Annotated in this window: 21 protein-coding genes; 20 read left to right on the forward strand and 1 reads right to left on the reverse strand. The window is 71.2% G+C overall.

The window, feature by feature from the left end; translation table 11 throughout:
- Nucleotides 1–322 precede the first annotated feature (322 nt).
- The 19 genes from ACGFIA_RS09910 to ACGFIA_RS10000 all read left to right on the forward strand — a co-directional run bounded on the left by ACGFIA_RS09910 (nt 323) and on the right by ACGFIA_RS10000 (nt 21,513).
- On the forward strand, nt 323–1,588 hold the full coding sequence (locus ACGFIA_RS09910; protein WP_357477953.1) for a cell wall anchor protein: 1,266 nt from the start codon (nt 323–325) through the stop codon (nt 1,586–1,588).
- Between the two features lie 97 nt (nt 1,589–1,685).
- Complete coding sequence (locus ACGFIA_RS09915; protein WP_357386902.1) at nt 1,686–2,396, forward strand: demethylmenaquinone methyltransferase; 711 nt, start codon at nt 1,686–1,688, stop codon at nt 2,394–2,396.
- Between the two features lie 73 nt (nt 2,397–2,469).
- A complete protein-coding gene (locus ACGFIA_RS09920) occupies nt 2,470–2,688 on the forward strand; it encodes a hypothetical protein (RefSeq protein WP_357386904.1) in 219 nt (72 codons plus the stop codon).
- A 134-nt stretch (nt 2,689–2,822) separates the two neighbouring features.
- Nucleotides 2,823–4,097 (forward strand): geranylgeranyl reductase family protein, encoded by a 1,275-nt coding sequence (locus ACGFIA_RS09925; protein ID WP_357477949.1) that lies wholly within the window; start codon nt 2,823–2,825, stop codon nt 4,095–4,097.
- A 119-nt stretch (nt 4,098–4,216) separates the two neighbouring features.
- On the forward strand, nt 4,217–4,582 hold the full coding sequence (locus ACGFIA_RS09930) for an NADH-quinone oxidoreductase subunit A (protein WP_013283601.1): 366 nt from the start codon (nt 4,217–4,219) through the stop codon (nt 4,580–4,582).
- A gap of 11 nt (nt 4,583–4,593) precedes the next feature.
- On the forward strand, nt 4,594–5,274 hold the full coding sequence (locus ACGFIA_RS09935) for an NADH-quinone oxidoreductase subunit B family protein (RefSeq protein WP_013283602.1): 681 nt from the start codon (nt 4,594–4,596) through the stop codon (nt 5,272–5,274).
- Entirely contained in the window at nt 5,271–5,999 is a 729-nt protein-coding gene (locus ACGFIA_RS09940) for an NADH-quinone oxidoreductase subunit C (protein WP_357386909.1), read from the forward strand. Before ACGFIA_RS09935 ends, ACGFIA_RS09940 begins: the two co-directional genes overlap by 4 nt.
- The gene (locus ACGFIA_RS09945) at nt 5,996–7,321 is read left to right on the forward strand and encodes an NADH-quinone oxidoreductase subunit D (RefSeq protein WP_357386911.1); all 1,326 of its coding nucleotides are present in this window, start codon (nt 5,996–5,998) and stop codon (nt 7,319–7,321) included. The genes ACGFIA_RS09940 and ACGFIA_RS09945 overlap by 4 nt, the downstream gene beginning before the upstream one ends.
- Entirely contained in the window at nt 7,318–8,451 is a 1,134-nt protein-coding gene (gene nuoE / locus ACGFIA_RS09950) for an NADH-quinone oxidoreductase subunit NuoE (protein ID WP_357386912.1), read from the forward strand. The genes ACGFIA_RS09945 and nuoE overlap by 4 nt, the downstream gene beginning before the upstream one ends.
- Nucleotides 8,448–9,764, forward strand: a complete 1,317-nt coding sequence (gene nuoF / locus ACGFIA_RS09955) for an NADH-quinone oxidoreductase subunit NuoF (RefSeq protein WP_357386914.1) — start codon at nt 8,448–8,450, stop codon at nt 9,762–9,764. Before nuoE ends, nuoF begins: the two co-directional genes overlap by 4 nt.
- Nucleotides 9,764–12,205, forward strand: coding sequence for an NADH-quinone oxidoreductase subunit G (locus tag ACGFIA_RS09960; RefSeq protein ID WP_357477944.1), 2,442 nt, complete (start codon nt 9,764–9,766; stop codon nt 12,203–12,205). The genes nuoF and ACGFIA_RS09960 overlap by 1 nt, the downstream gene beginning before the upstream one ends.
- Nucleotides 12,202–13,557, forward strand: a complete 1,356-nt coding sequence (gene nuoH, locus ACGFIA_RS09965) for an NADH-quinone oxidoreductase subunit NuoH (RefSeq protein WP_357386918.1) — start codon at nt 12,202–12,204, stop codon at nt 13,555–13,557. Before ACGFIA_RS09960 ends, nuoH begins: the two co-directional genes overlap by 4 nt.
- 1 nt (nt 13,558) lies before the next feature.
- Nucleotides 13,559–14,206, forward strand: coding sequence for an NADH-quinone oxidoreductase subunit NuoI (gene nuoI / locus ACGFIA_RS09970; RefSeq protein WP_030500778.1), 648 nt, complete (start codon nt 13,559–13,561; stop codon nt 14,204–14,206).
- Nucleotides 14,203–14,973, forward strand: coding sequence for an NADH-quinone oxidoreductase subunit J (locus tag ACGFIA_RS09975; RefSeq protein ID WP_357477941.1), 771 nt, complete (start codon nt 14,203–14,205; stop codon nt 14,971–14,973). Before nuoI ends, ACGFIA_RS09975 begins: the two co-directional genes overlap by 4 nt.
- Nucleotides 14,970–15,269 (forward strand): NADH-quinone oxidoreductase subunit NuoK, encoded by a 300-nt coding sequence (gene nuoK / locus ACGFIA_RS09980; RefSeq protein ID WP_013283611.1) that lies wholly within the window; start codon nt 14,970–14,972, stop codon nt 15,267–15,269. The genes ACGFIA_RS09975 and nuoK overlap by 4 nt, the downstream gene beginning before the upstream one ends.
- 7 nt (nt 15,270–15,276) lie before the next feature.
- The gene (nuoL, locus tag ACGFIA_RS09985) at nt 15,277–17,238 is read left to right on the forward strand and encodes an NADH-quinone oxidoreductase subunit L (protein ID WP_393259487.1); all 1,962 of its coding nucleotides are present in this window, start codon (nt 15,277–15,279) and stop codon (nt 17,236–17,238) included.
- A 64-nt stretch (nt 17,239–17,302) separates the two neighbouring features.
- Nucleotides 17,303–18,835: an NADH-quinone oxidoreductase subunit M gene (locus ACGFIA_RS09990; protein WP_013473559.1), complete on the forward strand. Its 1,533-nt coding sequence runs from the start codon at nt 17,303–17,305 to the stop codon at nt 18,833–18,835.
- A complete protein-coding gene (gene nuoN, locus ACGFIA_RS09995; protein ID WP_357386923.1) occupies nt 18,832–20,385 on the forward strand; it encodes an NADH-quinone oxidoreductase subunit NuoN in 1,554 nt (517 codons plus the stop codon). Before ACGFIA_RS09990 ends, nuoN begins: the two co-directional genes overlap by 4 nt.
- An 87-nt stretch (nt 20,386–20,472) precedes the next feature.
- Nucleotides 20,473–21,513, forward strand: a complete 1,041-nt coding sequence (locus tag ACGFIA_RS10000; RefSeq protein WP_357386925.1) for a polyprenyl synthetase family protein — start codon at nt 20,473–20,475, stop codon at nt 21,511–21,513.
- 184 nt (nt 21,514–21,697) lie between these two features.
- Here ACGFIA_RS10000 and ACGFIA_RS10005 read toward each other — a convergent pair whose 3' ends face one another.
- A complete protein-coding gene (locus tag ACGFIA_RS10005; RefSeq protein WP_357386927.1) occupies nt 21,698–22,888 on the reverse strand; it encodes an MFS transporter in 1,191 nt (396 codons plus the stop codon).
- Nucleotides 22,889–23,041: 153 nt separating this feature from the next.
- On the opposite strand from ACGFIA_RS10005, the gene ACGFIA_RS10010 reads away from it, so the two are divergent.
- The gene (locus ACGFIA_RS10010) at nt 23,042–23,824 is read left to right on the forward strand and encodes a helix-turn-helix domain-containing protein (protein WP_357386929.1); all 783 of its coding nucleotides are present in this window, start codon (nt 23,042–23,044) and stop codon (nt 23,822–23,824) included.
- The last annotated feature ends 92 nt before the right edge of the window (nt 23,825–23,916 follow it).

A 23,916-nucleotide genomic window follows, 5' to 3' on the forward strand; every position in this document is an offset into this window, starting at 1 on the left:
CGGCTAGCCTGCCCGCGCGACACCACCGATCCGGGCCGCGAGCAGGCAGGTAACAGGTCGGCGGCGACCCGGGCGAGCGCGGCCCGGTGAGCCGGCGACGCCATTACGCTTGCGGCGTCGTCGGGGACCGTCGTCCTCCATCGGCCCATGAGGGCCGTTCACATAACGCACCGCGGCAGGGGCGGGATGGGTGACCATCCCGCCCCTGCCGTCTGCCGGTATCGATGGGAATTCCCACCTCCGGGTCCTGGCGTCACGACGCGTCGCTCCGGTACCGTCCGTTCGTTCGGCGTGATCACGCCTCCCTATCCCCGGGGGAACAATGACCTTCCGCTACCGGTCCACGCTGGCCCGCGCCGGCGTCGTGGCCCTGCTCTCCACCGCCGGTCTCGGCGCGCTCGCCGGCCCGGCGCAGGCCGCCGACGAGGCCGACCTCCAGCTCATCCCGCTCAGCTACCACCTCGCCAAGGGCGTCAGCGAGGCGAAGGCCAAGCCGTTCAAGTTCCAGGTGAACAACACCGTCGGGACCGTGGACGCGAAGGACGTCCGGGTCACCGTCGAGACGAACGGCCTCAAGACCGGCAAGGTCGGCGTGCTGGTCCCGGCCGGTTGCGACATCCGGGGGACCGCCTTCTCCTGCCTGCTCGGTGACCTGCCCGCCGGCACCTCCGAGGACTTCGGCATCCCGCTGTTCGCCAAGGGCGGCAAGGGCGCGGCCGGCACGCTCACGGTCGCGATCAGCGCGGGCGAGAGCACCAGGGTGCTGGACGAGATCGAGCACGACATCACCGTCACCGAGCCGGGCTACGACCTCACCACCTGGGTGCAGGACGTGTACGCCGACGTGGTGGTCGACGGCGACGACGCGGGCGAGCCGGGCCTGCGCCCGGTCCGGCCGGGCGGGACCGCGCCGCTGGACTGGGCCGTGTTCAACGACGGCAGCAAGCGTGCCACCGGCATCGCGTACGGGATCGGCCTGCCGGCCGGAGTCACCTTCGCGAAGCTGCCCGAGGGCTGCGTCGAGCAGAACCTGGGCGGTGTCCTCAACGCGTACTGCGAGGACGCGGGCGCGGTCCTCAAGCCGGGCCAGTACTACACCGCCGACGTCCGGGTGACTGTCGGCGCGGATGTGACCGAGAAGCTGCTCCGGCCCGGGATCGTCTGGGCCAAGGGCCTCGACGGTGCCGCCGGTGCGGCCGAGGAGGAGCCGCGCGTCGCCAGCTCGGCGCAGCGGCGGGCGTTCGCCGAGACCGACGACGGTGACAACACCGCGCTGTTCGACGTCTTCGTCGACCAGAGCCCGCCGTCGAGCCCGACCCCGAGCCCGTCGCCGACCGCCCAGCCGACCTCGTCGCCGAGCGCCGGGCCGACGCCGACCGGCGGCGCGACGGCGGTGCCGACCCCGACCGCGGGTGGTGGCACGGGTGGCGGCACCGGTGACGGTGGCCTGCCGGTGACCGGTATGCAGATCGGCCTGATCGGCGGGACCGGCGCGGCGGTGCTCGTGGCCGGTGCGGCGCTGATGATGCTGTCCCGCCGCCGCAAGGTGGTCCTGGTCACTCCGGACGAGGAGCGCGCCGGCGACTGACCGGAGCGGCGATGACGGCAGGGCGGGGTGGGCGACCACCCCGCCCTGCCGCGTACCCGGGCGGAGGCGGGCGGCGCGCGGCTGGCAGAGTGGAGGGGTGAGCCGTACCCCGCAGGGCCAGCGCGCCAGCCTGGACAAGCAGCCGCACGAGGTCGCCGCGATGTTCGACGGTGTCGCGGCCCGCTACGACCTGACGAACACAGTGCTCTCCTTCGGGCAGGACCGGTCCTGGCGGCGGGCCACCCGGGCGGCGCTCGGGCTGCGGCCGGGCGAGCGGGTGCTGGACGTGGGCGCGGGCACCGGTGTGTCGACCGAGGAGCTGGCCCACTCCGGGGCGTACGCGGTCGGCGCCGACCTGTCGCTGGGCATGCTGCACGCCGGCAAGCGCACGCGTCCGTCGGTGCCGCTGCTGGCCGGGGACGCGCTGCGGTTGCCGTTCGCCGACGCCAGCTTCGACGCGGTGACCATCTCCTTCGCGCTGCGCAACGTCAACGACACCGACGCGGCGCTGGCCGAGCTGGCCCGGGTGACCCGGCCGGGCGGGCGGCTGGTGGTCTGCGAGTTCAGCACGCCGGTCAACCCGGCGTTCCGCACCGTCTACCTGTCGTACCTGATGCGGTCCTTGCCGGCGGTGGCCCGCGCCGTGTCGAGCAACCCGGACGCCTACGTCTACCTGGCCGAGTCGATCCGGGCCTGGCCGGACCAGGCGGCGCTGGCCGGGCGGATCGCGGCGGCCGGCTGGGGCCGGGTGGCGTGGCGCAACCTGACCGGCGGCGTCGTGGCGCTGCACCGGGCAGTCCGAAACTGACAGTCCGGCCGCACTGACCACCCATTTCGTAAATATCCGATTCTGGTCTACTTTGTCCCGTAGGCTCGCCTCCATGACGGGACCAGACCAGGCCGCCACCGACGACGACGCCGCCGAGCTGATCGCGCAGCTCCGCGAGCTGGCCGGCGCGGATCCCGCCGATGTCCGCCAGGTCGTCGCCGAGGTGCTCGCCGCGCTGGACCGGGCCGCCGGCGGCGCGTTGCGCGACCACCTGCCCGACGCGATCCGCCTCGACGCCGGGCTGGGACCGGCCGCGCAGGCCCGTCCGTGACCGCTCTCGACGCTCTTACCGGCGCGTTTCCGCCAAGTTAGGCCCCCCTCAGCGCGTACTGGTGTAACGCCGGTCATAGACTCCATCCGGATCGGCTTGTGAAGCATTTCACGAGCATGCGGGAGGAGGCGCGGATGACCGCGGTGGAGAACGACGCCGACGTCATCGTCGTGGGCGCCGGTCCCGGAGGATCGGCCACGGCGTACCACCTGGCGCGGCACGGCGTACGCGTGCTGCTGCTGGAGAAGACGGAGTTTCCCCGGGAGAAGGTCTGCGGCGACGGGCTCACGCCCCGCGCCGTACGGCAGTTGATCCGGATGGGCGTGGACACCTCGCCCGAGGCCGGCTGGCTGCACAACAAGGGCCTGCGGGTGATCGGCGGCGGGGTACGCCTGGAGCTGGACTGGCCCGACCTGGCCAGCTTCCCCAACTACGGCCTCGTGCGGACCCGGCTCGACTTCGACGACCTGCTCGCCCAGCGGGCGGTCGCCGCCGGGGCGAAGCTGCGCACCAGCGTCAACGTCCTCGGGCCGGTGCTCGACGCCGACGACCGGGTGATCGGCGTGCAGGCCGAGGTCGGCCCGGACAAGGAACCGGCCACCTTCCACGCGCCGCTCGTGGTCGCCGCCGACGGCGTCTCCGGCCGCTTCCCGCTCGCCCTCGGGCTGGCCAAGCGGGAGGACCGCCCGATCGGCGTGGCGGTCCGCCGCTACTACCGCTCGCCCGCCAAGCACGACGACGACTACCTGGAGTCCTGGCTGGAGCTTCGGGCCAAGGGCAGCGACGCGTTGCTGCCCGGCTACGGCTGGATCTTCGGCCTCGGCGACGGCCGGGTGAACGTCGGCCTGGGTGTGCTCAACTCCTCCTCGGCGTTCGGCAAGACGAACTACCGCAAGCTGCTCACCGACTGGCTCGCGAACACCCCCGAGGACTGGGGGATGACCGACGAGTCCAACGCGGAGGGTCCGACCCTCGGCGCCGCGCTGCCGATGGGCTTCAACCGGGTCCCGCACTACACCCGCGGCGTGCTGCTTGTCGGTGACTCCGGCGGCATGGTCAACCCGTTCAACGGCGAGGGCATCGCGTACGCGATGGAGTCGGGCGAGATGGCCGCGGAGGTCCTGGTGCAGGCGCTGGCCCGCCCGGCCGGCGCGGAGCGCGAGCGGGCGCTGATGGCGTACCCGCAGGAGCTGAAGGCCCGCTTCGGCGGCTACTACCGGCTCGGCGGCGTCTTCGTGAAGCTCATCGGCCGCCCCGAGATCATGCGGATGGCGACCAAGCACGGCATGCCGCACCCGATGCTCATGCGGTTCGTGCTCAAGCTGCTGGCCAACCTGACCGACCCGCGCGGCGGGGACGCGATGGACCGGGTCATCAACGCGATGACGAAGGTGGCCCCGGCCGTGTAGGAGACCACCGACCACGAGCCGGACAGAGATCGACCCCCCGACGACCGAGGTCTCAGGGACGTGAATAGTGTGATTTTGGCCAACCACCGAGGTCAGGGAAGGACGAGCAGGGGACAACGATGACGCTCTCTCCTTACGCACCCATCATCGGGCTGTTCGCCCTCGCTGCGGCGTTCGCGCTGTTCTCCGTGGCCGCTGCCCGACTCGCCGGCCCGCGGCGTCTGAACAAGGCCAAGCTCGAGGCGTACGAGTGTGGCATCGAGCCGAGCCCGCAGCCGGTCGGCGGCGGCCGGTTCCCGATCAAGTTCTACCTGACGGCGATGCTCTTCATCGTCTTCGACATCGAGATCATCTTCCTCTACCCCTGGGCGGTCTCCTTCGACGCCCTGCCGATCTTCGGCTTCGTGGAGATGGTCCTGTTCATCGTCGCGGTCTTCGTCGCCTACGCCTATGTCTGGCGGCGCGGCGGCCTGGACTGGGACTGAGGAGGTAGCAGATGGGCATCGAGGAGAAACTCCCCTCCGGCGTCCTGCTCACCAGCGTCGAGAAGCTGGTCAACTGGACGCGGAAGACCTCGGTCTGGGGCGCCACGTTCGGTCTGGCCTGCTGCGCCATCGAGATGATGGCGGCGGGCGGCCCGCACTACGACATGGGCCGCTGGGGCATGGAGGTCTTCCGCGCCTCGCCCCGCCAGGCGGACCTGATGATCGTGGCCGGCCGGGTGAGCCAGAAGATGGCCCCGGTCCTGCGCCAGATCTACGACCAGATGGCCGAGCCCCGCTGGGTCATCTCGATGGGCGTCTGCGCCAGCAGCGGCGGCATGTTCAACAACTACGCCATCGTGCAGGGCGTCGACCACGTCGTACCGGTCGACATGTACCTCCCCGGCTGCCCGCCCCGGCCGGAGATGCTCATCGACGCGGTGCTCAAGCTGCGCGAGAAGATCATGCACGAGCCGCTGGGCCCGAACGGCCGCAAGATGCTTGAGGCCCGCCAGGCGCGCGGCGACGTGCCGGTGGTGCCGTACGGCTCGATGCCCTCGTCGTACCGCAGCGACAAGGCCCGCCGTGCCGAGTGGACGAAGGCGGTCCGCGAGGGGCGTGAGGAGCAGCTGCGGATCGAGAACTGGATGAAGGCGCAGAACCACCTTCAGGCGTCGCATAGGGGCCCGAAATGAGCAACGACAAGACCAACGACGGCGGGGTGCCGGTACCCACCACCCCGGTCGGCGCCAGCTCCACCGCACCGGCCGAGTACCCGCCGGCCAGCCCGGCCGGCCGGGGCATGTTCGGCAACCAGGGCACCGGCGACGTCTCCGGCTACGGCGGCCTGGTCCGCCAGCGCAAGCCGATCGAGGAGGCGACCCGGCCGTACGGCAGCTACTTCGACGAGGTGCGGGACGCGCTGGAGGAGGCGTATCCCGACTTCGGCGACGCGATCGAGAAGGTCGTGGTCGACCGGGGTGAGCTGACCCTGCACGTCCGCCCGGAGCGGATCGCCGAGGTCTGCCAGGTGATGCGCGACGACCTCGCGCTGCGCTTCGAGCTGCTCTCCTCGGTGTCCGGTGTGGACTACCTGGGTGCGGAGCGCCGCCTGCACGTGGTCTACCAGCTGACCTCGATGACCTACCGCCGCATGGTCCGGCTGGAGGTGGCGGTCTCCGCCGAGGACCCGCACGTCCCGAGCGTCACCGCCGTCTACCCGACCGCCGACTGGCAGGAGCGGGAGGCGTACGACATGTTCGGCGTCGTCTTCGACGGCCACCCCAACCTGACCCGGATCCTCATGCCGGACGACTGGGAGGGCCACCCGCAGCGCAAGGACTACCCGCTGGGCGGCGTCCCCGTCGAGTACAAGGGTGCGGAGATCCCCCCGCCGGACCGTAGGAGGTCGTACCAATGACCACGTCGAACTACGCGACCGAGCGCGAGACGACCGAGGGCAAGGTCTTCACCGTCACCGGCGGGGACTGGGACGAGGTCGTCTCCGGCACGGACCCGATCAACGACGAGCGGATCGTCGTCAACATGGGTCCGCAGCACCCGTCCACCCACGGCGTGCTCCGGCTGGTCCTGGAGCTGGAGGGCGAGACGGTCCGCGAGGCCCGCTCGGTCGTCGGCTACCTGCACACCGGCATCGAGAAGAACCTGGAATACCGCAACTGGGTCCAGGGCTCGACGTTCGTGACCCGGATGGACTACCTCTCGCCGCTGTTCAACGAGACGGCGTACGCGCTCGCGGTGGAGAAGCTGCTCGGCATCACCGACGACATCACCGAGCGGGCCACCACCATCCGCGTGCTGATGATGGAGCTCAACCGCGTCTCGTCGCACCTGGTCTGGCTGGCGACCACCGCCATGGAGCTGGGCGCGATCAACATGATGCTGTACGGCTTCCGCGAGCGGGAGTACGTCCTCGACATCTTCGAGACCATCACCGGCCTGCGGATGAACCACGCGTACGTGCGGCCGGGCGGTGTCGCGCAGGACGTGCCGGACGACGCGATCCGCAAGATCCGCGACTTCCTGACGCTGATGCCGAAGCGGCTCAAGGAGTACGAGAACCTGCTCTCCGGCCAGCCGATCTGGCTGGAGCGCACGCAGCAGGTGGCGGTGCTCGACGTGACCGCCTGCATGGCGCTCGGCGTCACCGGCCCGGTGCTGCGCAGCGCCGGCCTCGCCTGGGACCTGCGCAAGACCATGCCGTACTGCGGTTACGAGACGTACGAGTTCGACGTGCCGACCCACACCGACGGTGACGTGTGGGGCCGCTACCTGGTCCGGGTGGCCGAGATCCGCGAGTCGCTGAAGCTGATCGAGCAGGCGCTGGACCGCCTGAAGCCCGGCCCGGTGATGGTCTCCGACAAGAAGATCGCCTGGCCGGCGCAGCTCGCCATCGGCGTGGACGGCATGGGCAACTCGCTGGAGCACGTCGCCAAGATCATGGGTCAGTCGATGGAATCGCTGATCCACCACTTCAAGCTCGTCACCGAGGGCTTCCGGGTTCCGCCGGGCCAGGTGTACGTCGGCATCGAGTCGCCCCGCGGCGAGCTGGGCGTGCACGCGGTGTCCGACGGCGGCACCCGGCCCTACCGGGTGCACTACCGGGAGCCGAGCTTCGTCAACCTCCAGGCCCTCCCGGCGATGGCCGAGGGCGGCCTGATCGCCGACGTGATCGCCGGCGGCGCCTCGCTGGACCCCGTGATGGGTGGTTGTGACCGATGAGCACGTTCACTGAAGAGACCCGGCTCCGGGCGCGGGAGATCATCGCCCGGTACCCGGCGGACCGGTCCCGCTCGGCGCTGCTGCCGCTGCTGCACCTGGTCCAGTCGGAGGAGGGCTACGTCTCCCCGGCCGGTGTCGAGTTCTGCGCGGAGGTGCTCGGGCTCAACAAGGCCCAGGTCGGCGCCGTCGCCACCTTCTACACCATGTACAAGCGCAAGCCCACCGGTGACTACCTGGTCAGCGTCTGCACCAACACCATGTGCGACGTGCTCGGCGGGCAGAAGGTCTACGACACCCTGGCCGAGCACCTCGGCGTCGGGCACGAGGAGACCACCGCCGACGGGAAGATCACCCTGGAGCACGCCGAGTGCCTGGCGGCGTGCGACTACGGCCCGGTCATGACCGTCAACTACGACTTCTTCGACAACGTGGAGCCGCAGGCCGCGCTCGACGTGGTCGAGGAGCTGCGCGCCGGTGGCCGTCCGATGCCCACCCGGGGCGCGCGGCTGTGCACGCTCAAGGAGATGGCCGTCCAGCTCGCCGGTTTCGCCGACGAGCGCGAGGGCGCGGTGGCCGACGGCGGGCCGGGCGAGCCGAGCCTGCGCGGTCTGCGCCTGGCCGAGCAGCACGGCGTCTCGGTGCCGGGCTTCGACCCGAAGACGCCGATCCGCAGCAAGGCCGAGGCCGACCGGGCCGCCGCCGAGGCGAAGGCGAAGGCCGAGAAGCCGGCCCCGGCGCCCGAGCCGGTCAAGTTGGCACCCGCCGGCAACTCGGGCGCGGGTGAGGCGGCCGAGCCGGAGGCGGCCACCGGCAGCACCGCGCCGGACGTGAAGGCCCCGGACGACAAGTCGCCGCAGGTGCGTACCGCCGAGACCCGGCAGCCGGACGCGGGCACCGCGGTGCCGGACGCGCCCGGCACCAAGGTCCCGGTGGACGGCCCGGCCCCGGCGTCGCGCGACGCGCAGGCGGCGGAGGCGGCCGGCGCGGCGGCGAACCCGCCGGCCGGCGACGGCAAGCCCGCCGGCGACGCGGCCGGCGCGCAGGAGCGCAACCTCAAGGAAGCGGAATCCGGTACGGGCGCGGGCGGCGCCGACCCGGCGGACGCGAACGGATCGGGGGTCCGCAAGTGACCACTCCTCGGCCGGAGACGCTGGCCAAGCTCACGCCGGTGCTCACCAAGCGCTGGCTGTCGCCGGACGCCTGGCGGCTCGGCACCTACGAGAAGCTGGACGGCTACGCCGCCCTGCGCAAGGCGCTCAAGGCGCACCCGGACGACCTGATCCAGCTGATCAAGGACTCCGGGCTGCGCGGCCGGGGCGGCGCGGGCTTCCCGACCGGTCTCAAGTGGGGTTTCATCCCGCAGGGCGACGGCAAGCCGCACTACCTGGTGGTGAACGCCGACGAGGGCGAGCCGGGCACCTGCAAGGACCTGCCGCTGATGACCTACGACCCGCACTCGCTGGTCGAGGGCGTCATCATCGCCTCGTACGCGATCCGGGCCAACCGGGCGTACATCTACATCCGTGGTGAGGCGGTGCACGCCGCCCGGCGGCTGCGCAGCGCGGTCGCCGAGGCGTACGCCAAGGGTTACCTCGGCCGGAACGTCCTCGGCTCGGGCTTCGACCTGGACCTGGTGGTGCACTCGGGCGCCGGGGCGTACATCTGCGGTGAGGAGACCGCGCTGCTGGACTCGCTGGAGGGCTTCCGGGGCCAGCCCCGGCTGCGCCCGCCGTTCCCGGCGACCCACGGCCTGTACGCCAGCCCGACGGTGGTCAACAACGTCGGCACCATCGCCAGCGTGCCGTACATCGTGCTCGGTGGCGCGGACTGGTGGAAGACGATGGGCACGGAGAAGTCGTCCGGCCCGATGATCTACTCGCTGTCCGGCCGGATCGCCAACCCGGGCCAGTACGAGTGCTCGATGGGCATCACGCTGCGCGAGCTGATCGAGCTGGCCGGCGGCATGAAGCCCGGGCACAACCTGAAGTTCTGGACCCCGGGTGGCTCGTCGACGCCGCTGCTGACCGCCGAGCACCTGGACGTGCCGCTGGACTTCGAGGGGGTGGCGGGCGCCGGTTCGATCCTGGGCACCACCGCCACGCAGATCTTCTCCGACCAGGACTGCCCGGTGTACGCGACCTACCGGTGGCTGGAGTTCTACCACCACGAGTCGTGCGGCAAGTGCACCCCGTGCCGGGAGGGCAACTACTGGATGGTCCGGGTCTACCGGCGCATCCTGGCCGGCCAGGGCACCCACGAGGACCTGGACACCCTGCTCGACACCTGCGACAACATCCTCGGCCGTTCGTTCTGCGGTCTGGGTGACGGCGCGACCAGCTCGGTCACCTCGTCGCTGAAGTACTTCAAGCAGGACTACCTCGACTACATCGAGGGACGTACCGCTCCGAAGCTCTCCGACAAGCAGCTGGTTGGAGCTCACTGATGACCGACGTAGCCAAGCAGACCGAGACCGTCACGCTGACCATCGACGGCGTCGAGGTCACCGCGCCCAAGGGTGCGCTGCTGATCCGCGTCGCCGAGCAGCTCGGCACCGAGATCCCGCGCTTCTGCGACCACCCGCTGCTGGCCCCGGCCGGCGCCTGCCGGCAGTGCCTGGTGGAGGTGGAGGGCCAGCGCAAGCCGGTCGCCTCCTGCACCCAGACCGTCGCCGACGGCATGGTGGTGCGGACGCAGCTCACCTCCCCGGTCGCCAAGAAGGCCCAGGAGGGGGTGATGGAGCTGCTGCTCCTCAACCACCCCCTGGACTGCCCGATGTGCGACAAGGGCGGCGAGTGCCCGCTGCAGAACCAGGCGATGTCCACCGGCCGGACCGACTCGCGGTTCCACGAGCACAAGCGGGAGTACCCGAAGCCGCTGCCGATCAGCACCCAGGTGCTGCTCGACCGCGAGCGTTGCGTGCTCTGCCAGCGGTGCACCCGGTTCTCCGAGGAGATCGCCGGCGACAAGTTCATCGACCTGATGGGACGCTCCTCGCACGAGGAGATCAACATCTACCGGGACGAGGAGTACGGCGAGGACGGCGACGCCGGTGACGTCCCGTTCAACTCGTACTTCTCCGGCAACACCGTGCAGATCTGCCCGGTGGGCGCGCTGACCGGCGCCCAGTACCGGTTCCGGGCCCGCCCGTTCGACCTGGTCTCCACGCCCAGCGTCTGCGAGCACTGCTCGGCCGGCTGCGCCCAGCGCACCGACTGGCGGCGTGGCAAGGTGCTGCGCCGGCTGGCCGGCGACGACCCGGCGGTGAACGAGGAGTGGAACTGCGACAAGGGCCGCTGGGGCTTCCAGTACACCCGCGCGTTCGACCGGATCAGCACGCCGTTGGTGCGCGACGAGAAGACCGGTGAGCTGCGCGAGGCGTCCTGGAGCGAGGCGCTGACCCGGGCCGCCGAGGGGCTGCGCGCGGCCCGCGACGGCGCGACCGGCACGGCGGTGCTGACCGGCGGCCGCCTCACCGTCGAGGACGCCTACGCGTACGCGAAGTTCGCCCGTATCGCGCTGCACACCAACGACATCGACTTCCGGGCCCGCCCGGTCTCCCGCGAGGAGGCCGACTTCCTGGCCAGCAGCGTCGCCGGGGTCACCGACGTGACCTACACGGACGTGGAGAACGCGCCCGCGGTGGTGCTCGTCGGCCTGGAGCCGGAGGAGGAGTGCCCGATCCTCTTCCTGCGGCTGCGCAAGGCGTACCTGAAGAAGAAGCTCACCGTGTACGCGATCGCGCCGTTCGCCACCCGGGGCCTGGAGAAGCTCGGGGCGAAGCTGGCCCGCGTGGTGCCCGGCGAGGAGGCCGGCGTGCTGGCCGAGCACGCCACTGTGGCCGAGGCGCTGGGGAGGCCCGGCGCGATCCTGATCGTCGGCGAGCGCCTGGCCGAGGTGCCGGGCGGGCTGTCGGCGGCGGCGGACGTCGCCCGGCGTACCGGTGCCCGGCTGGTCTGGGTGCCGCGGCGCGCGGGTGACCGCGGCGCTGTCGACGCGGGCTGCCTGCCCAACCTGCTCCCCGGCGGCCGTGTGGTCACCGAGCCGGCCGCGCGCGCGGAGCTGGGCGAGGCGTGGGACATCCCGGCCGGGGTGATCCCGAGCCAGGCCGGCCGCGACACCGACGGCATCCTCACCGCCGCCGCGAACGGCCAGATCGGCGCCCTGGTGGTGGCCGGCGTCGACCCGGCCGACCTGGCCGATCCGCGCCTGGCCGAGTCCGCACTGGACGCGGTGCCGTTCCTGGTCAGCCTGGAACTGCGGATGAGCGCGGTGTCCCGCCGGGCCGACGTGGTCCTGCCGGTCGCGCCCGTGGTCGAGAAGGCCGGCAGCTTCCTGGACTGGGAGGGCCGGCTGCGCACGTTCGAGAAGGTGCTGGACACCGGCGCGATGACCGACGCCCGCATCCTCGACGCGCTCGCCGCGCAGCTCGACGTGCGGCTGGGCACCGGCGACGTGCCGAGCATCCGGCGCGAGCTGGGCGCGCTGCCGCGCACCCGGATCGAGCGGCCGTCGGCGCCCTCGGTCGAGCCGGCCGCCGTGCGCGAGCCCGGACCGGGCGAGGCGGTGCTCGCGACCTGGCACCAGTTGATCGACCTGGGCAGCCTCACCGACGGCGACGAGCACCTCGCCGGCACCGCCCGCCCGCCGGTGGTCCGGCTGGGCAAGGGCACCGCCGAGGCGCTGGGCGTGGCCGACGGTGACCCGGTCACGGTGGGGACCGACCGCGGCGCGATCACGCTGCCGGCGGCGATCACCGAGATGCCCGACGGCGTCGTCTGGCTGCCGACCAACTCACCCGGCTCCACCGTGCGGCGCGGCCTCGGCGCGACGTCCGGCGACGTGGTGAGCGTCTCCGCAGGCGGGAACGAAAGGTGGGTGCAGTGAACCCCGTCATCCTCGCGGCGCAGGACCCGACGCTTGCCGACTTCGGCAAGGACCCGTGGTGGCTGGTCCTCGGCAAGATCCTGTTCGCGTTCGTCGTCGCCGTGGCGGCCACGCTGCTCGGCGTCTGGTTCGAGCGCCGGGTCGTGGGCCGCATGGCGGTGCGGCCCGGCCCCAACCAGGCCGGCCCGTTCGGTCTGCTCCAGACGCTCGCCGACGGCGTGAAGCTGGCCTTCAAGGAGGACATCCTCCCGCGCAAGGCCGACAAGGTCGTCTACTTCTTCGCTCCGGTGATCTCGGTGGTCTGCGCGGTCACCGCGCTGTCGGTGATCCCGTTCGGGCCGATGGTGAGCATCTTCGGGCACCGGACGCCGCTGCAGGTCACCGACGTGTCGGTGGCGGTGCTCGTGGTGCTGGCCTTCTCCTCGCTCGCCGTGTACGGCATCGTGCTCGGCGGCTGGGCCAGTGGCTCCACGTACCCGCTGCTCGGCGGCCTGCGCTCGGCGGCCCAGCTGGTCTCGTACGAGGTCACCATGGGCCTGAGCGTGGTCGCGGTCTTCATGACCGCCGGCACCATGTCGACGAGCGGGATCGTCGCCGCGCAGGGCGACGGCACCCGGCTGAGCATCGGCGGCTTCGACCTCGCCGCACCGGGCTGGTACGCGATCCTGCTGCTGCCCAGCTTCATCATGTTCTTCATCGCCATCGTCGGTGAGACGAACCGGGCGCCGTTCGACCTGCCCGAGGCGGAGTCGGAGCTGGTGGCCGGTTTCCAGACCGAGTACAGCTCGCTGAAGTTCGCGCTGTTCATGCTCAGCGAGTACGTCGCGATGGTGACCATGTCGGCGTTCACCGTGACGCTCTTCCTCGGCGGCTGGCACGCGCCGTGGCCGATCACGATCTGGTCGGGCGCCAACGAGGGCTGGTGGCCGATGCTGTGGTTCTTCGGCAAGGTCATCATGCTGGTGTTCGTCTTCGTCTGGCTGCGCGGCACGCTGCCGCGGCTCCGGTACGACCAGTTCATGCGCTTCGGCTGGAAGGTGCTGCTGCCGCTGAACCTGGTCTGGATCATGGTGCTCGCCGGGCTGCGCTCGATCGAGGACTGGCAGACCCGGGACCGGCTGCTCGTCACCGCCGTCGGCGCGGGCGTGCTGCTGCTGATCACGCTCTTCTGGCCGTCGCGGAAGAAGGAGCCGAAGCCGTCGCTCCAGGAGCAGGCGGACACCCGGCCGTACGGCAGCTTCCCGCTGCCGCCGATGGATCTTCAGGTTCCGCCGAGCCCGCGTACCAAGCGCGTGCTCGCCGAGCGGGAGCCGGCCAACGTCGTCGCCGGCCCGGACTCCAGGGAGGTGTGACGTGGGCGCGATCACCGGAACGTTCAAGGGCTTCGGTGTCACCTTCTCGCACATGTTCAAGAAGGTCGTCACCACCGACTACCCGTTCAAGCCGCCGGTCTCGGCGCCGCGCTACCACGGGCGGCACATCCTCAACCGGCACCCGGACGGGCTGGAGAAGTGCATCGGCTGCGAGCTGTGCGCCTGGGCCTGCCCGGCCGACGCGATCTACGTGGAGGGTGGCGACAACACCGAGGAGCAGCGCTTCTCCCCGGGTGAGCGGTACGCCAGCATCTACCAGATCAACTACGCCCGGTGCATCTTCTGCGGGCTCTGCATCGAGGCCTGCCCGACCCGTTCGCTCACCATGAGCAACGAGTACGAGCTGGCCCGGGACAACCGGCAGGACCTGATCTTCACCAAGGAGCAGCTGCTCGCGCCGCTGCTCGAAGGCATGGAGCAGCCGCCGCACCCGATGCGGCTGGGCGACAGCGAGAAGGACTACTACGTCGGCGCGCTCACCAACCCGGGCACCTCGGCCGGCGCCGAGCGCTCGCCGATGGGCCCCGGCCGGTACCAGGTCGAGGAGCACCCGGGCGTGACCTTCCCCGGCGCCGAGCAGGCCGAGCAGCGGTCCGCCGCCGCGGCGGGCAAGGGAGGCAAGGCATGACCTCGGCTACGGTGCTCGCCGCCGCCGGCCAGGTGTCCGGCGGCGAGGAGGTCACCTTCTGGATCCTCGCCCCGCTGGCCCTGCTCGGTGCGGTCGGCATGGTGTGGGCCCGCAACGCGGTCCACTCCGCGCTCTTCCTGGTGCTGACCATGCTCTGCCTGGGCGTGTTCTACGTGCTCCAGGCCGGGCCGTTCATCGGCATGGTGCAGATCATCGTCTACACCGGCGCGATCATGATGCTGTTCCTGTTCGTGCTGATGCTTGTCGGCCGGGACGCGTCCGACTCGCTCATCGAGACGCTGCGCGGCCAGCGGGTCGCCGCCGTGGTCCTCGGACTCGGCTTCGCCGGCCTGGTGGGCACCGGCCTGTACCGCGCGCTCGACGGCGTCCAGGCGGTCGGGCTCGACCAGGCCAACGGCGAGGGCAACGTGCAGGGCATCGCCCGGCTGCTGTTCACCAAGTACGTCTTCGCCTTCGAGCTGACCTCGGCGCTGCTGATCACCGCCGCCATCGGCGCGATGGTGCTGGCGCACGTGGAGCGGCGCAAGGCGGACCGGATGGACCAGATCGCCACCATGAAGGCGCGGTTCCGCCCCGGCAACTACCCCGGACCGAAGCCCGGCCCGGGTGTCTACGCCACGTCCTCCTCGGTGGCCACCCCGGCCCGTCTGCCCGACGGCCGGCTGACCGACCGCAGCATCCCGGAGATCCTGCCGGTGCGCGAGCTGACGGCCGAGGAGACCGCACCGAAGGGGACTGACAAATGACCCCGGACTACTACCTCATCCTCGCGGCGGTGCTGTTCACCATCGGCGCCGTGGGCGTGCTGGTCCGGCGCAACGCGATCGTGCTGTTCATGTGCATCGAGCTGATGCTCAACGCGGCCAACCTGACCCTGGTCACGTTCAGCCGGATCAACGGCGACCTGAACGGCCAGATCATGGCGTTCTTCGTGATGGTGGTCGCGGCGGCCGAGGTCGTGGTCGGGCTCGCGATCATCATGGCGATCTTCCGGACCCGGCGCTCGGCCAGCGTCGACGACGCCAACCTGCTGAAGTACTGAGGGGCTCGTGGTGGAACAGATTCTGACGATCGCCCAGTCTGAGCCAGCCGAAGCCGTCACCTTCGCCACGGCGGACGGGATGCTGGGCAGTGTCTGGCTGCTGGTGGCGATCCCGCTGGTCAGCGCGGCGATCCTGCTGCTGCTCGGCAAGCGGGCCGACCGCTGGGGCCACTGGCTCGGCGTGGGCGCCATCGGCGCCGCCTTCGTGCTCGGGCTGACCTACTTCTTCCAGCTCCGCGGCTTGGAGAACAAGCAGGTCGAGCTGAGCCTCTGGGACTTCATGGCGGTCGGCAACCTGAAGGTGGACTTCGGTCTGCTCTTCGACCCGCTGGCCGCGGTCTTCGTCCTGCTGATCACCGGGGTGGGCTTCCTGATCCACCTCTACGCCGTGGAGTACATGGCGCACGACAAGGGCCGGCGGCTGTTCTTCGCGTACTTCAACCTGTTCGTCGCCGCCATGCTCCTGCTGGTGCTCGGCAACAACTACGTGATGCTCTACTTCGGCTGGGAGGGCGTCGGCCTGGCGTCGTACCTGCTGATCTCCTTCTGGTACGGCCGGCCCAGCGCGGCCACCGCCGGCAAGAAGGCCTTCCTGATGAACCGGGTCGGCGACGCCGGCCTGGCCATCGGCATCTTCATCATGTTCGCCATGCTCGGCACCACCCAGTACGACGAGGTGTTCAACGGGGTCGGCTCGATGACCTCGACCACCGTGCTGGTGCTCGGCCTGCTGCTCCTGCTCGGCGCGGCCGGCAAGTCCGGTCAGTTCCCGCTCCAGGCGTGGTTGCCGGACGCGATGGAGGGCCCGACCCCGGTGTCCGCGCTCATCCACGCGGCCACCATGGTCACCGCGGGCGTCTACCTGATCGCCCGCTCCAACGCGATCTTCTCGGCCAACGAGACGCTCCAGCTCGTGGTGGTCAGCGTCGGCGCGCTCACCCTGCTGATGGGCTGCATCATCGGCGCGGCCAAGGACGACATCAAGCGCGTGCTGGCCTGGTCGACGGTGAGCCAGATCGGTTACATGTTCCTCGGCGTCGGTCTCGGCGGCGGCGCGTACGCGCTCGCCATCGTGCACCTGCTGGCGCACGGCTTCTTCAAGGCCAACATGTTCCTCGGCGCCGGCTCGGTCATGCACGGCATGAACGACCAGGTGGACATCCGCCGCTTCGGCGGGCTGTCCAAGTACATGAAGGTCACCTGGCTGACGTTCATGATGGGCTGGCTCGCCATCATCGGCATGTTCCCGTTCTCCGGCTACTTCTCGAAGGAGCCGATCATCGTGGCCGCGTTCGAGCGGGAGGGCTGGACGGCCTGGCTGTTCGGGCTGGCCGCGCTGCTCGGCGCCGGGCTCACCGCGTTCTACATGACGCGGCTGTTCGTGCTCACGTTCCACGGTCCGAAGCGCTGGACCGAGGACATCGAGCACCCGCACGAGTCGCCGAAGCTGATGACCATCCCGCTGATCCTGCTGGCGGTCGGCTCGGTCGGCGCGGGCTTCCTGCTCGCCACCTCGGTGCCGGACTGGCTCACCGCCACCAACGGGCTCGCGGCCGAGAGCGGGGAGCACGCGCCGGTGCTGGCGCACTGGCTGCTCACCGCGCTGTCGCTGCTGCTCACCGTGCTGGGCGCCGGGCTGGCCTGGTTCCTGTTCCGCTCCGGTACGGCCACCGAGCCGCAGCCGGCCGGCGTGGTGGTCACCGCCGCCCGCCGCAACCTCTACACGGACGCCTTCAACGAGGCGGTCTTCGAGAAGCCGGGCATCTTCCTCACCCGGGCGCTGGTGTTCCTCGACAACCGGGGCGTGGACGGGCTGGTGAACGGCCTGGCCGCCGCCGTGGGCGGGGGCTCGGGCCGGCTCCGGCGGCTCCAGACCGGCTTCGTGCGGTCGTACGCGACCTCGATCCTGACCGGCGCGCTGCTCGTGGTGGCGGCGTTCCTGGCGGTGCAGGCGGGGTGGTTGGCGTGATCGACCTCAACGCGGCCGCCCCCGCCGGCGGGCCACGCAGTCACGACGGAGGTAAGGCCGAATAATGTCCAACTTCCCGTTCCTCTCGGTGCTGACCGTGGCGCCGCTGGTCGGCGCCCTGGTGGTGGCACTGCTGCCGCGCAGCCGTCCCGACCTGGCCAAGCTGGTGGCGTTCGGCTGGTCGCTGCTGGTGCTGGTGCTCTCGGTGGTGATGTGGTTCGCCTTCTCCGCCGGTGGTGACCGGTTCCAGTTCCGCGAGTCGTACCCGTGGATCCCGAACTGGGGCGTGAACTTCACCTTCGAGGTGGACGGCATCGCGCTGGTCATGCTGATGCTGATCGCGATCCTGGTGCCGCTGGTGATCCTGGCGTCCTGGCACGACGCCGAGGCGTCGAAGCGTTCGGTGCCCGCGTACTTCGCTCTGCTGCTCGTCCTCGAATGCACGATGATCGGCGTCTTCGCCGCCGCCGACGTCTTCCTGTTCTACGTGTTCTTCGAGGTCATGCTGGTGCCGATGTACTTCCTGATCGGCAGCTACGGCGGCCACCAGCGGCAGTACGCGGCGGTGAAGTTCTTCCTCTACTCGCTGGTCGGCGGTCTGTTCATGCTGGCCGCGGTGATCGGCCTCTGGGTGGTCGGCGGGAAGACCTTCGACTGGCAGGCGCTGAGCCAGGCGGAGTTCGCCACCGACACGGCCCGCTGGCTGTTCCTCGGCTTCTTCGTGGCCTTCGCGATCAAGGCGCCGTTCTTCCCGTTCCACACCTGGCTGCCGGACGCCGGTGGCGCGGCACCGGCCGGTGCCGCCGCGCTGCTTGTCGGCGTGCTGGACAAGGTCGGCACGTTCGGCATCCTGCGCTACTGCCTCCCGCTGTTCCCGGAGGCGTCGCGGTGGTTCGCACCGTGGGCGCTGGCGCTGGGCGTCATCGGCATCATCTACGCCGCGCTGCTGGCGGTCGGCCAGAACGACCTGAAGCGCCTGGTGTCGTACACCTCGATCGCGCACTTCGGGTTCATCGGTGTCGGCATCTTCGCGTTCACCACCCAGGCCGGCACCGGCGCGGTGCTCTACATGCTCAACCACGGCCTGGCCACCGGCCTGCTGTTCCTGGTGGTCGGCATGCTGATCGCCCGGCGCGGATCGGCGCTGATCAGCGACTTCGGCGGCGCCGGCAAGCTGGTGCCGGTGCTCGCCGGGGTGCTGTTCTTCGCCGGTCTGGCCTCGCTGGCGCTGCCCGGTACCGCGCCGTTCGTCTCCGAGTTCCTGGTGCTGATCGGCACGTTCACGGTCAACAAGCCGGTCGCGGTGATCGCCACGCTCGGCATCATCCTGGCGGCGGCGTACGTGCTGTGGATGGTGCAGCGCACCACGCAGGGCACCCTGAACCCGGCGCTGACCGAGGTCGAGGGCATGCGACGTGACCTCACCCTGCGCGAGAAGGTGGTCGTCGCGCCGCTGATCGCGCTGATCGTGCTGCTCGGCTTCTATCCGAAGCCGGTCACCGATGTCATCAACCCCGCCGTCCAGGCGACCATGCAGGACGTCGGCAAGTCCGATCCCGCCCCTGAGGTCGGCAGCGTCCAGGAGGCTGCGAAGTGAGTGAACTGAGGCTGCCGTCGATCGACTACGCGGCACTCGCTCCCATCCTGATCATGCTGGGCGCGGCGCTGCTCGGGGTCCTGGTCGAGGCGTTCGTGCCGCGTCGCCTGCGCAACGCGGTGCAGCTCGGGCTCGCCCTGGTGGCGATGCTCGCCGCGATCGTCATGGTGATCCTGAACTCCGACGACCGGCTGATCACCATCGGCGGTGCCATCGCGATCGACGGCCCGACGCTGTTCCTCCAGGGCGCCATCCTGGTGCTCGCGGTGATGGCGCTGCTGCTCGTCGGCGAGCGCACCGTGGAGCGGGGCGGCGCGTTCGTGGCGCACGCAGCGGTCACCGCCGAGTCGGCGGAGGACCGGCGGCAGGCCGAGGGCGTCGGTGGCGCCACCGAGGTCTACCCGCTGATGTCGTTCGCGATCGGCGGCATGCTGATCTTCGTGGCGGCGAACGACCTGCTGACCATGTTCGTCGCGCTGGAGGTCTTCTCGCTGCCGCTCTACCTGCTCTGCGCGCTGGCCCGCCGCCGGCGTCTGCTGAGCCAGGAGGCGGCGCTGAAGTACTTCATGCTCGGCGCGTACGCATCGGCGTTCTTCCTGTTCGGTGTGGCCCTGATCTACGGCTTCACCTCCGGGATCCCGGGCCGTACGGCGGGCGTCGACTTCGCCACCGTGCACGCCGCGGTCACCGACTCCCCGTCCAGCCCGGTGCTGCTGTTCGCCGGCATGGCGCTGCTCGCCATCGGCCTGCTGTTCAAGGCCGCCGCCGCGCCGTTCCACGTCTGGACGCCGGACGTCTACCAGGGCGCACCGACCCCGGTCACCGGCTTCATGGCGGCCTGCACCAAGGTCGCCGCGTTCGGCGCGCTGCTGCGCGTCTTCCACGTGGCGTTCGGCGGGGCCTCCTGGGACTTCACCCCGGTGCTCGGCGCGATCGCGGTGCTGACCATGCTGGTCGGCGCCGTGCTGGCGGTCACCCAGACCGACATCAAGCGCCTGCTGGCGTACTCGTCGATCGCGAACGCCGGCTACCTGCTCGTCGGTGTGCTGGCGCCGAGCCGCGAAGGGCTCTCCGGCACCATGTTCTACCTGGCCGCGTACGGCTTCTCGGTGCTCGCCGCGTTCGCCGTGGTGACGCTGGTGCGCGACGCCGACGGGGAGGCCACCCACCTGTCCCGCTGGGCCGGGCTGGGCCGCCGCTCGCCGTTCTTCGCGGCGATCTTCACGTTCATCCTGCTGGCCTTCGCCGGTATCCCGCTGACCAGCGGTTTCACCAGCAAGTTCGCGGTCTTCGGTCCGGCCCTGGAGGCGGGCCAGGCGTGGTTGGTGATCGCGGGTGTGCTGACCAGCATGGTGCTGGCGTTCCCGTACCTGCGGGTCGTGGTGATGATGTGGCTGTCCGAGCCGGGCGAGTCCACCCCCACGGTGACCGTGCCGGGTGCGCTCACCTCGGCCGCCCTGGTCATCGGCGTGGTGGCCACGCTGGCGCTGGGCGTGGTGCCCGGCCCGCTGCTCGACCTGACGACCGGTGCCGCCGAATTCGTCAGATGACAGAGGTGATCACACCGGGGGCCGGTATGCCGTGGCGTGCCGGCCCTCGGCGTATCCCCGTCGACGAGCAGGTCGAACGGGTGTGGCATGGTTGAGGACGTGGCGAACCCGGCTGGCGAGCGTTCAGGTCAGTTCGGCGCGCTCGGCCTGCACCTCGCCGACCCGCGCGTCGAAGCCTCCGTGCTGGGCGTGCTCGACCGGGTCGAGTCGAGCCTGCGGGAGAGCGTGGCGAGCGCCGATCCGCTGGTGACAGAGGCGTCCCGGCACCTGGTGGAGGCCGGCGGCAAGCGGTTCCGTCCGCTGCTGGTGGCGCTCGGCGCCCAGTTCGGCGAGCCGGACGCACCCCAGGTCGTACCCGCCGCCGTGGTGATGGAGCTCACCCACCTGGCGACGCTCTACCACGACGACGTGATGGACGAGGCCGCAGTGCGGCGTGGCGCCCCGAGCGCCAACTCCCGCTGGACCAACTCGGTCGCCATCCTGGTCGGCGACTACCTCTTCGCCCGGGCCGCGGACATCGCCGCCGACCTGGGCCCCGAGGCGGTACGCCTGCAGGCGCGCACGTTCGCCCGGCTGGTGCACGGCCAGATCGCCGAGACTGTCGGCCCGCGCGACACCGACCCGGTCGCGCACTACCTGCACGTGATCGCCGAGAAGACCGGCTCGCTGATCGCCACGTCGGCCCGCTTCGGCGGCATGTTCGGCGGCGCGTCGCCCGAGCACATCGAGGCCCTGGCCGGGTACGGCGAGATTATCGGCGTCGCGTTCCAGCTCTCCGACGACCTGCTGGACATCGCCAGCGAGTCGGTCCAGTCCGGCAAGACCCCCGGCACCGACCTGCGCGAGGGTGTGCCCACCCTGCCGGTGCTGTACGCGCTGGCCGCCGACGACGCGGACGCGGCGAGCGTACGGCTGCGCGAGATCCTGTCCACCGGCCCGCTGGTGGACGACGCGTTGCACGCCGAGGCGCTCGGACTGCTGCGGGAGTCCCCGGCGCTCAAGCGCGCCCGGGAGACGGTGCGCAGCTACGCCGAGGACGCACGCGCCCGGCTGGCTCCGCTCCCCGAGGGGCCGGCCCGCCGCGCGCTGGAGTCGCTCTGCGACTACATCGCCGACCGCACCAGCTGATCCCCGTCGCGCCCACCCACCCTCACCCGGCCACCCCGCCGCCCTGGCCTGCCACGCTCCGGCCTCGTCGATCATGAGGTTGGCTGCCGCGTGCCCGGCGTGTCGCGCCGCCAACTTCATGATCGCCACGCCGAGGGGGCGAGCCGGGGCGGGTCGAGCGGGTCGGGCGCGAGGGCGTGGGCGGTCAGGCGAGGGTGGCAGTGGGGCGTAGGAGGCGGGCGCCGAGCAGCATCAGGACGGCGGCCACGAGCATCGCCGTAGCCGCCGTCAGCCACATCGCCGGGTAGCCGGCCGCGCCGGCCAGCGCGCCCAGGCCGAGCGGACCCAGGCAGCCGCCCGCGTACACCCCGGTCTGGGTGATCGAGGTGGCGGCGGCCGGCGCCTGCGGGTGGAGCCGGACCACGGCGAAGTTCATCAGCCCCGGCCATGCCCAGCCGAGCCCGAAGCCGAGCACCACGCCCGCGACCAGCGGCGCCGAGCCGGTCACCGCGAGCAGGATCAGGCCGGCCGAGCCGGTCAGCAGCATCCCGGCGATCAGCCCGACGTGCCCGCTGGTGCGCCGGTCGGCCAGCCAGCCGAAGCCCACCCGGGCGAGCACGCACACCACGCTCCCCAGCGTCAGCGTCAGGCCCGCCAGACCGGGGGAGAGCCCACGCGCCGCAGCCGAGTCGACGAGGAACGTGCCGAGCGCGTTCGCGGCGGCCGCCGCGAGCGTCGCGGCCAGTCCGATCACCACGAGCGGGCCTCTGCCGCCGGGACGGCGACCGGAGGCGGTCCCGGCCCGCCGGTCCCGTCCGGCCCGGGGTACGGCCGGCAGCGCGGCCAGCGCGGCCACGGCGGCCGCCACGAAGGCCCAGCGCCAGCCGGCCGTGAGCGCGACAGTGGGGACCGCAAGACCGGCCAGCAACGTGGCGGCCGGTACGGCGGCCTGCTTCACGCCGAACGAGAGGCCCTGCCGGCTGGCGGGCACGTGCTCGGCCAGCGCGGCGTTGCTGGCGAGCTGCCCGAGGGCGTTGGCGGCGGCGCTCAGGGCCAGCAGCGCCACCAGGACCGGGTACGAACGGGCCAGCCCGGCCACGGCGAGCAGCGAGGCGGCGGAGAGCACGACGGCGGCCCGGGCGACCGGGGCCGGGCCGAAGCGCTCGACCAGGGCGCCGGAGGGCACCGAGGCGAGCGCGCTCACGCCGAAGTAGACCGAGACGGCGAGACCCAGCCCGGCCGGGCTGAAGCGGAGTTCGTCCGCGAGCTGTACGGCGAGCCCGCCGACCAGGAACACCGGCAGGACGCACACGATCGTGGTGAGGGTGGCACCCGCGCCGACCGTGACCGCGCGCCGGGACGTCGGAGGGGTGGCTCGCGAAACTGTTTCAGTCATCGCGAGCACACCTTACGCCCGCGCGTTTTGGCTGCTCATCGTGTCGGTGGGCGTACCGTCTGTGTCCGGTCTTCTGGCATCCTCCATCCGAACAGGCATTTCGCACTCGGCCGGTTTTTCATATGGTGTAAGTCCCCGGCGGCGGAGGTGGTTGTGCGCGACCCCTTGGCGGAACCTTCGGACCTGATCCGTAGCGTCTCCCGCGCGCTTCGCGTGCTCGAATCGGTCGGCCGTGCGCCGAGAGGGCTCACCGTGAAGCAGATCGCCCGGCGCTGCGAGCTGACCGTCGCCACCACCTACCACCTGGTGCGCACGCTCGCCTACGAGGGCTACGTGATCCGGCGCGAGGACGGGACGTACATCGTGGGGTTGGAGGTGGCCGACCGCTACCGCGAGCTGGTCACCGCGTTCCGGGGGCCACCGGCGGTGGGTGAGGCGCTGCGTCGCGCGGCGTCGGACACCGGCTGGAGCCACTACCTCGGCCGTTTCGTCGGCGGCCAGGTGGCGGTGACCGCGTCCGCCGAGGGGCCGCGCTCGCCCTACCTGGAAGACCTGGTGCCCGGGTTCGACGAGGGCGCGCACGCCACCGCGCTCGGCAAGAGCCTGCTCGCCACGCTCACCAGCGAACAGCGCTTCCGCTACCTGCGCGAGTACGGCATGCGCCCGTTCACGAACGCCACCCTCACCAGCGTCGAGGCGTTCGAGGCGGACCTGGCCGCCGGTGACCGGCGCGGCATGCAGTTGGAACTCGGGCAGTTCCGGCAGGGCGTGGCGTGTGCCGCGGTGCTCGTCGCCCCGGACAAGGACATCGAGCGCCGGGTGGTGCTGGCGTGCGCGCTGCCGGCCGGGGAGATGATGACCTCGGCCCGGGTGGTCCGCGCCAAGCTGCTCACCGCCGCGCGGGCCATCGCCGACGGGATCGCCTCGGAGAACTGACGAGCGGCGGCGAACCGACGAGGGGCGGACTGGCGAGGGGCCGCGAACTGACGAGGGGCCGCCGACCTGGTGGGTCGACGGCCCCGCGCGGA

Source organism: Micromonospora sp. NPDC049203 (genome assembly GCF_043197215.1).
Taxonomy (GTDB): domain Bacteria; phylum Actinomycetota; class Actinomycetes; order Mycobacteriales; family Micromonosporaceae; genus Micromonospora.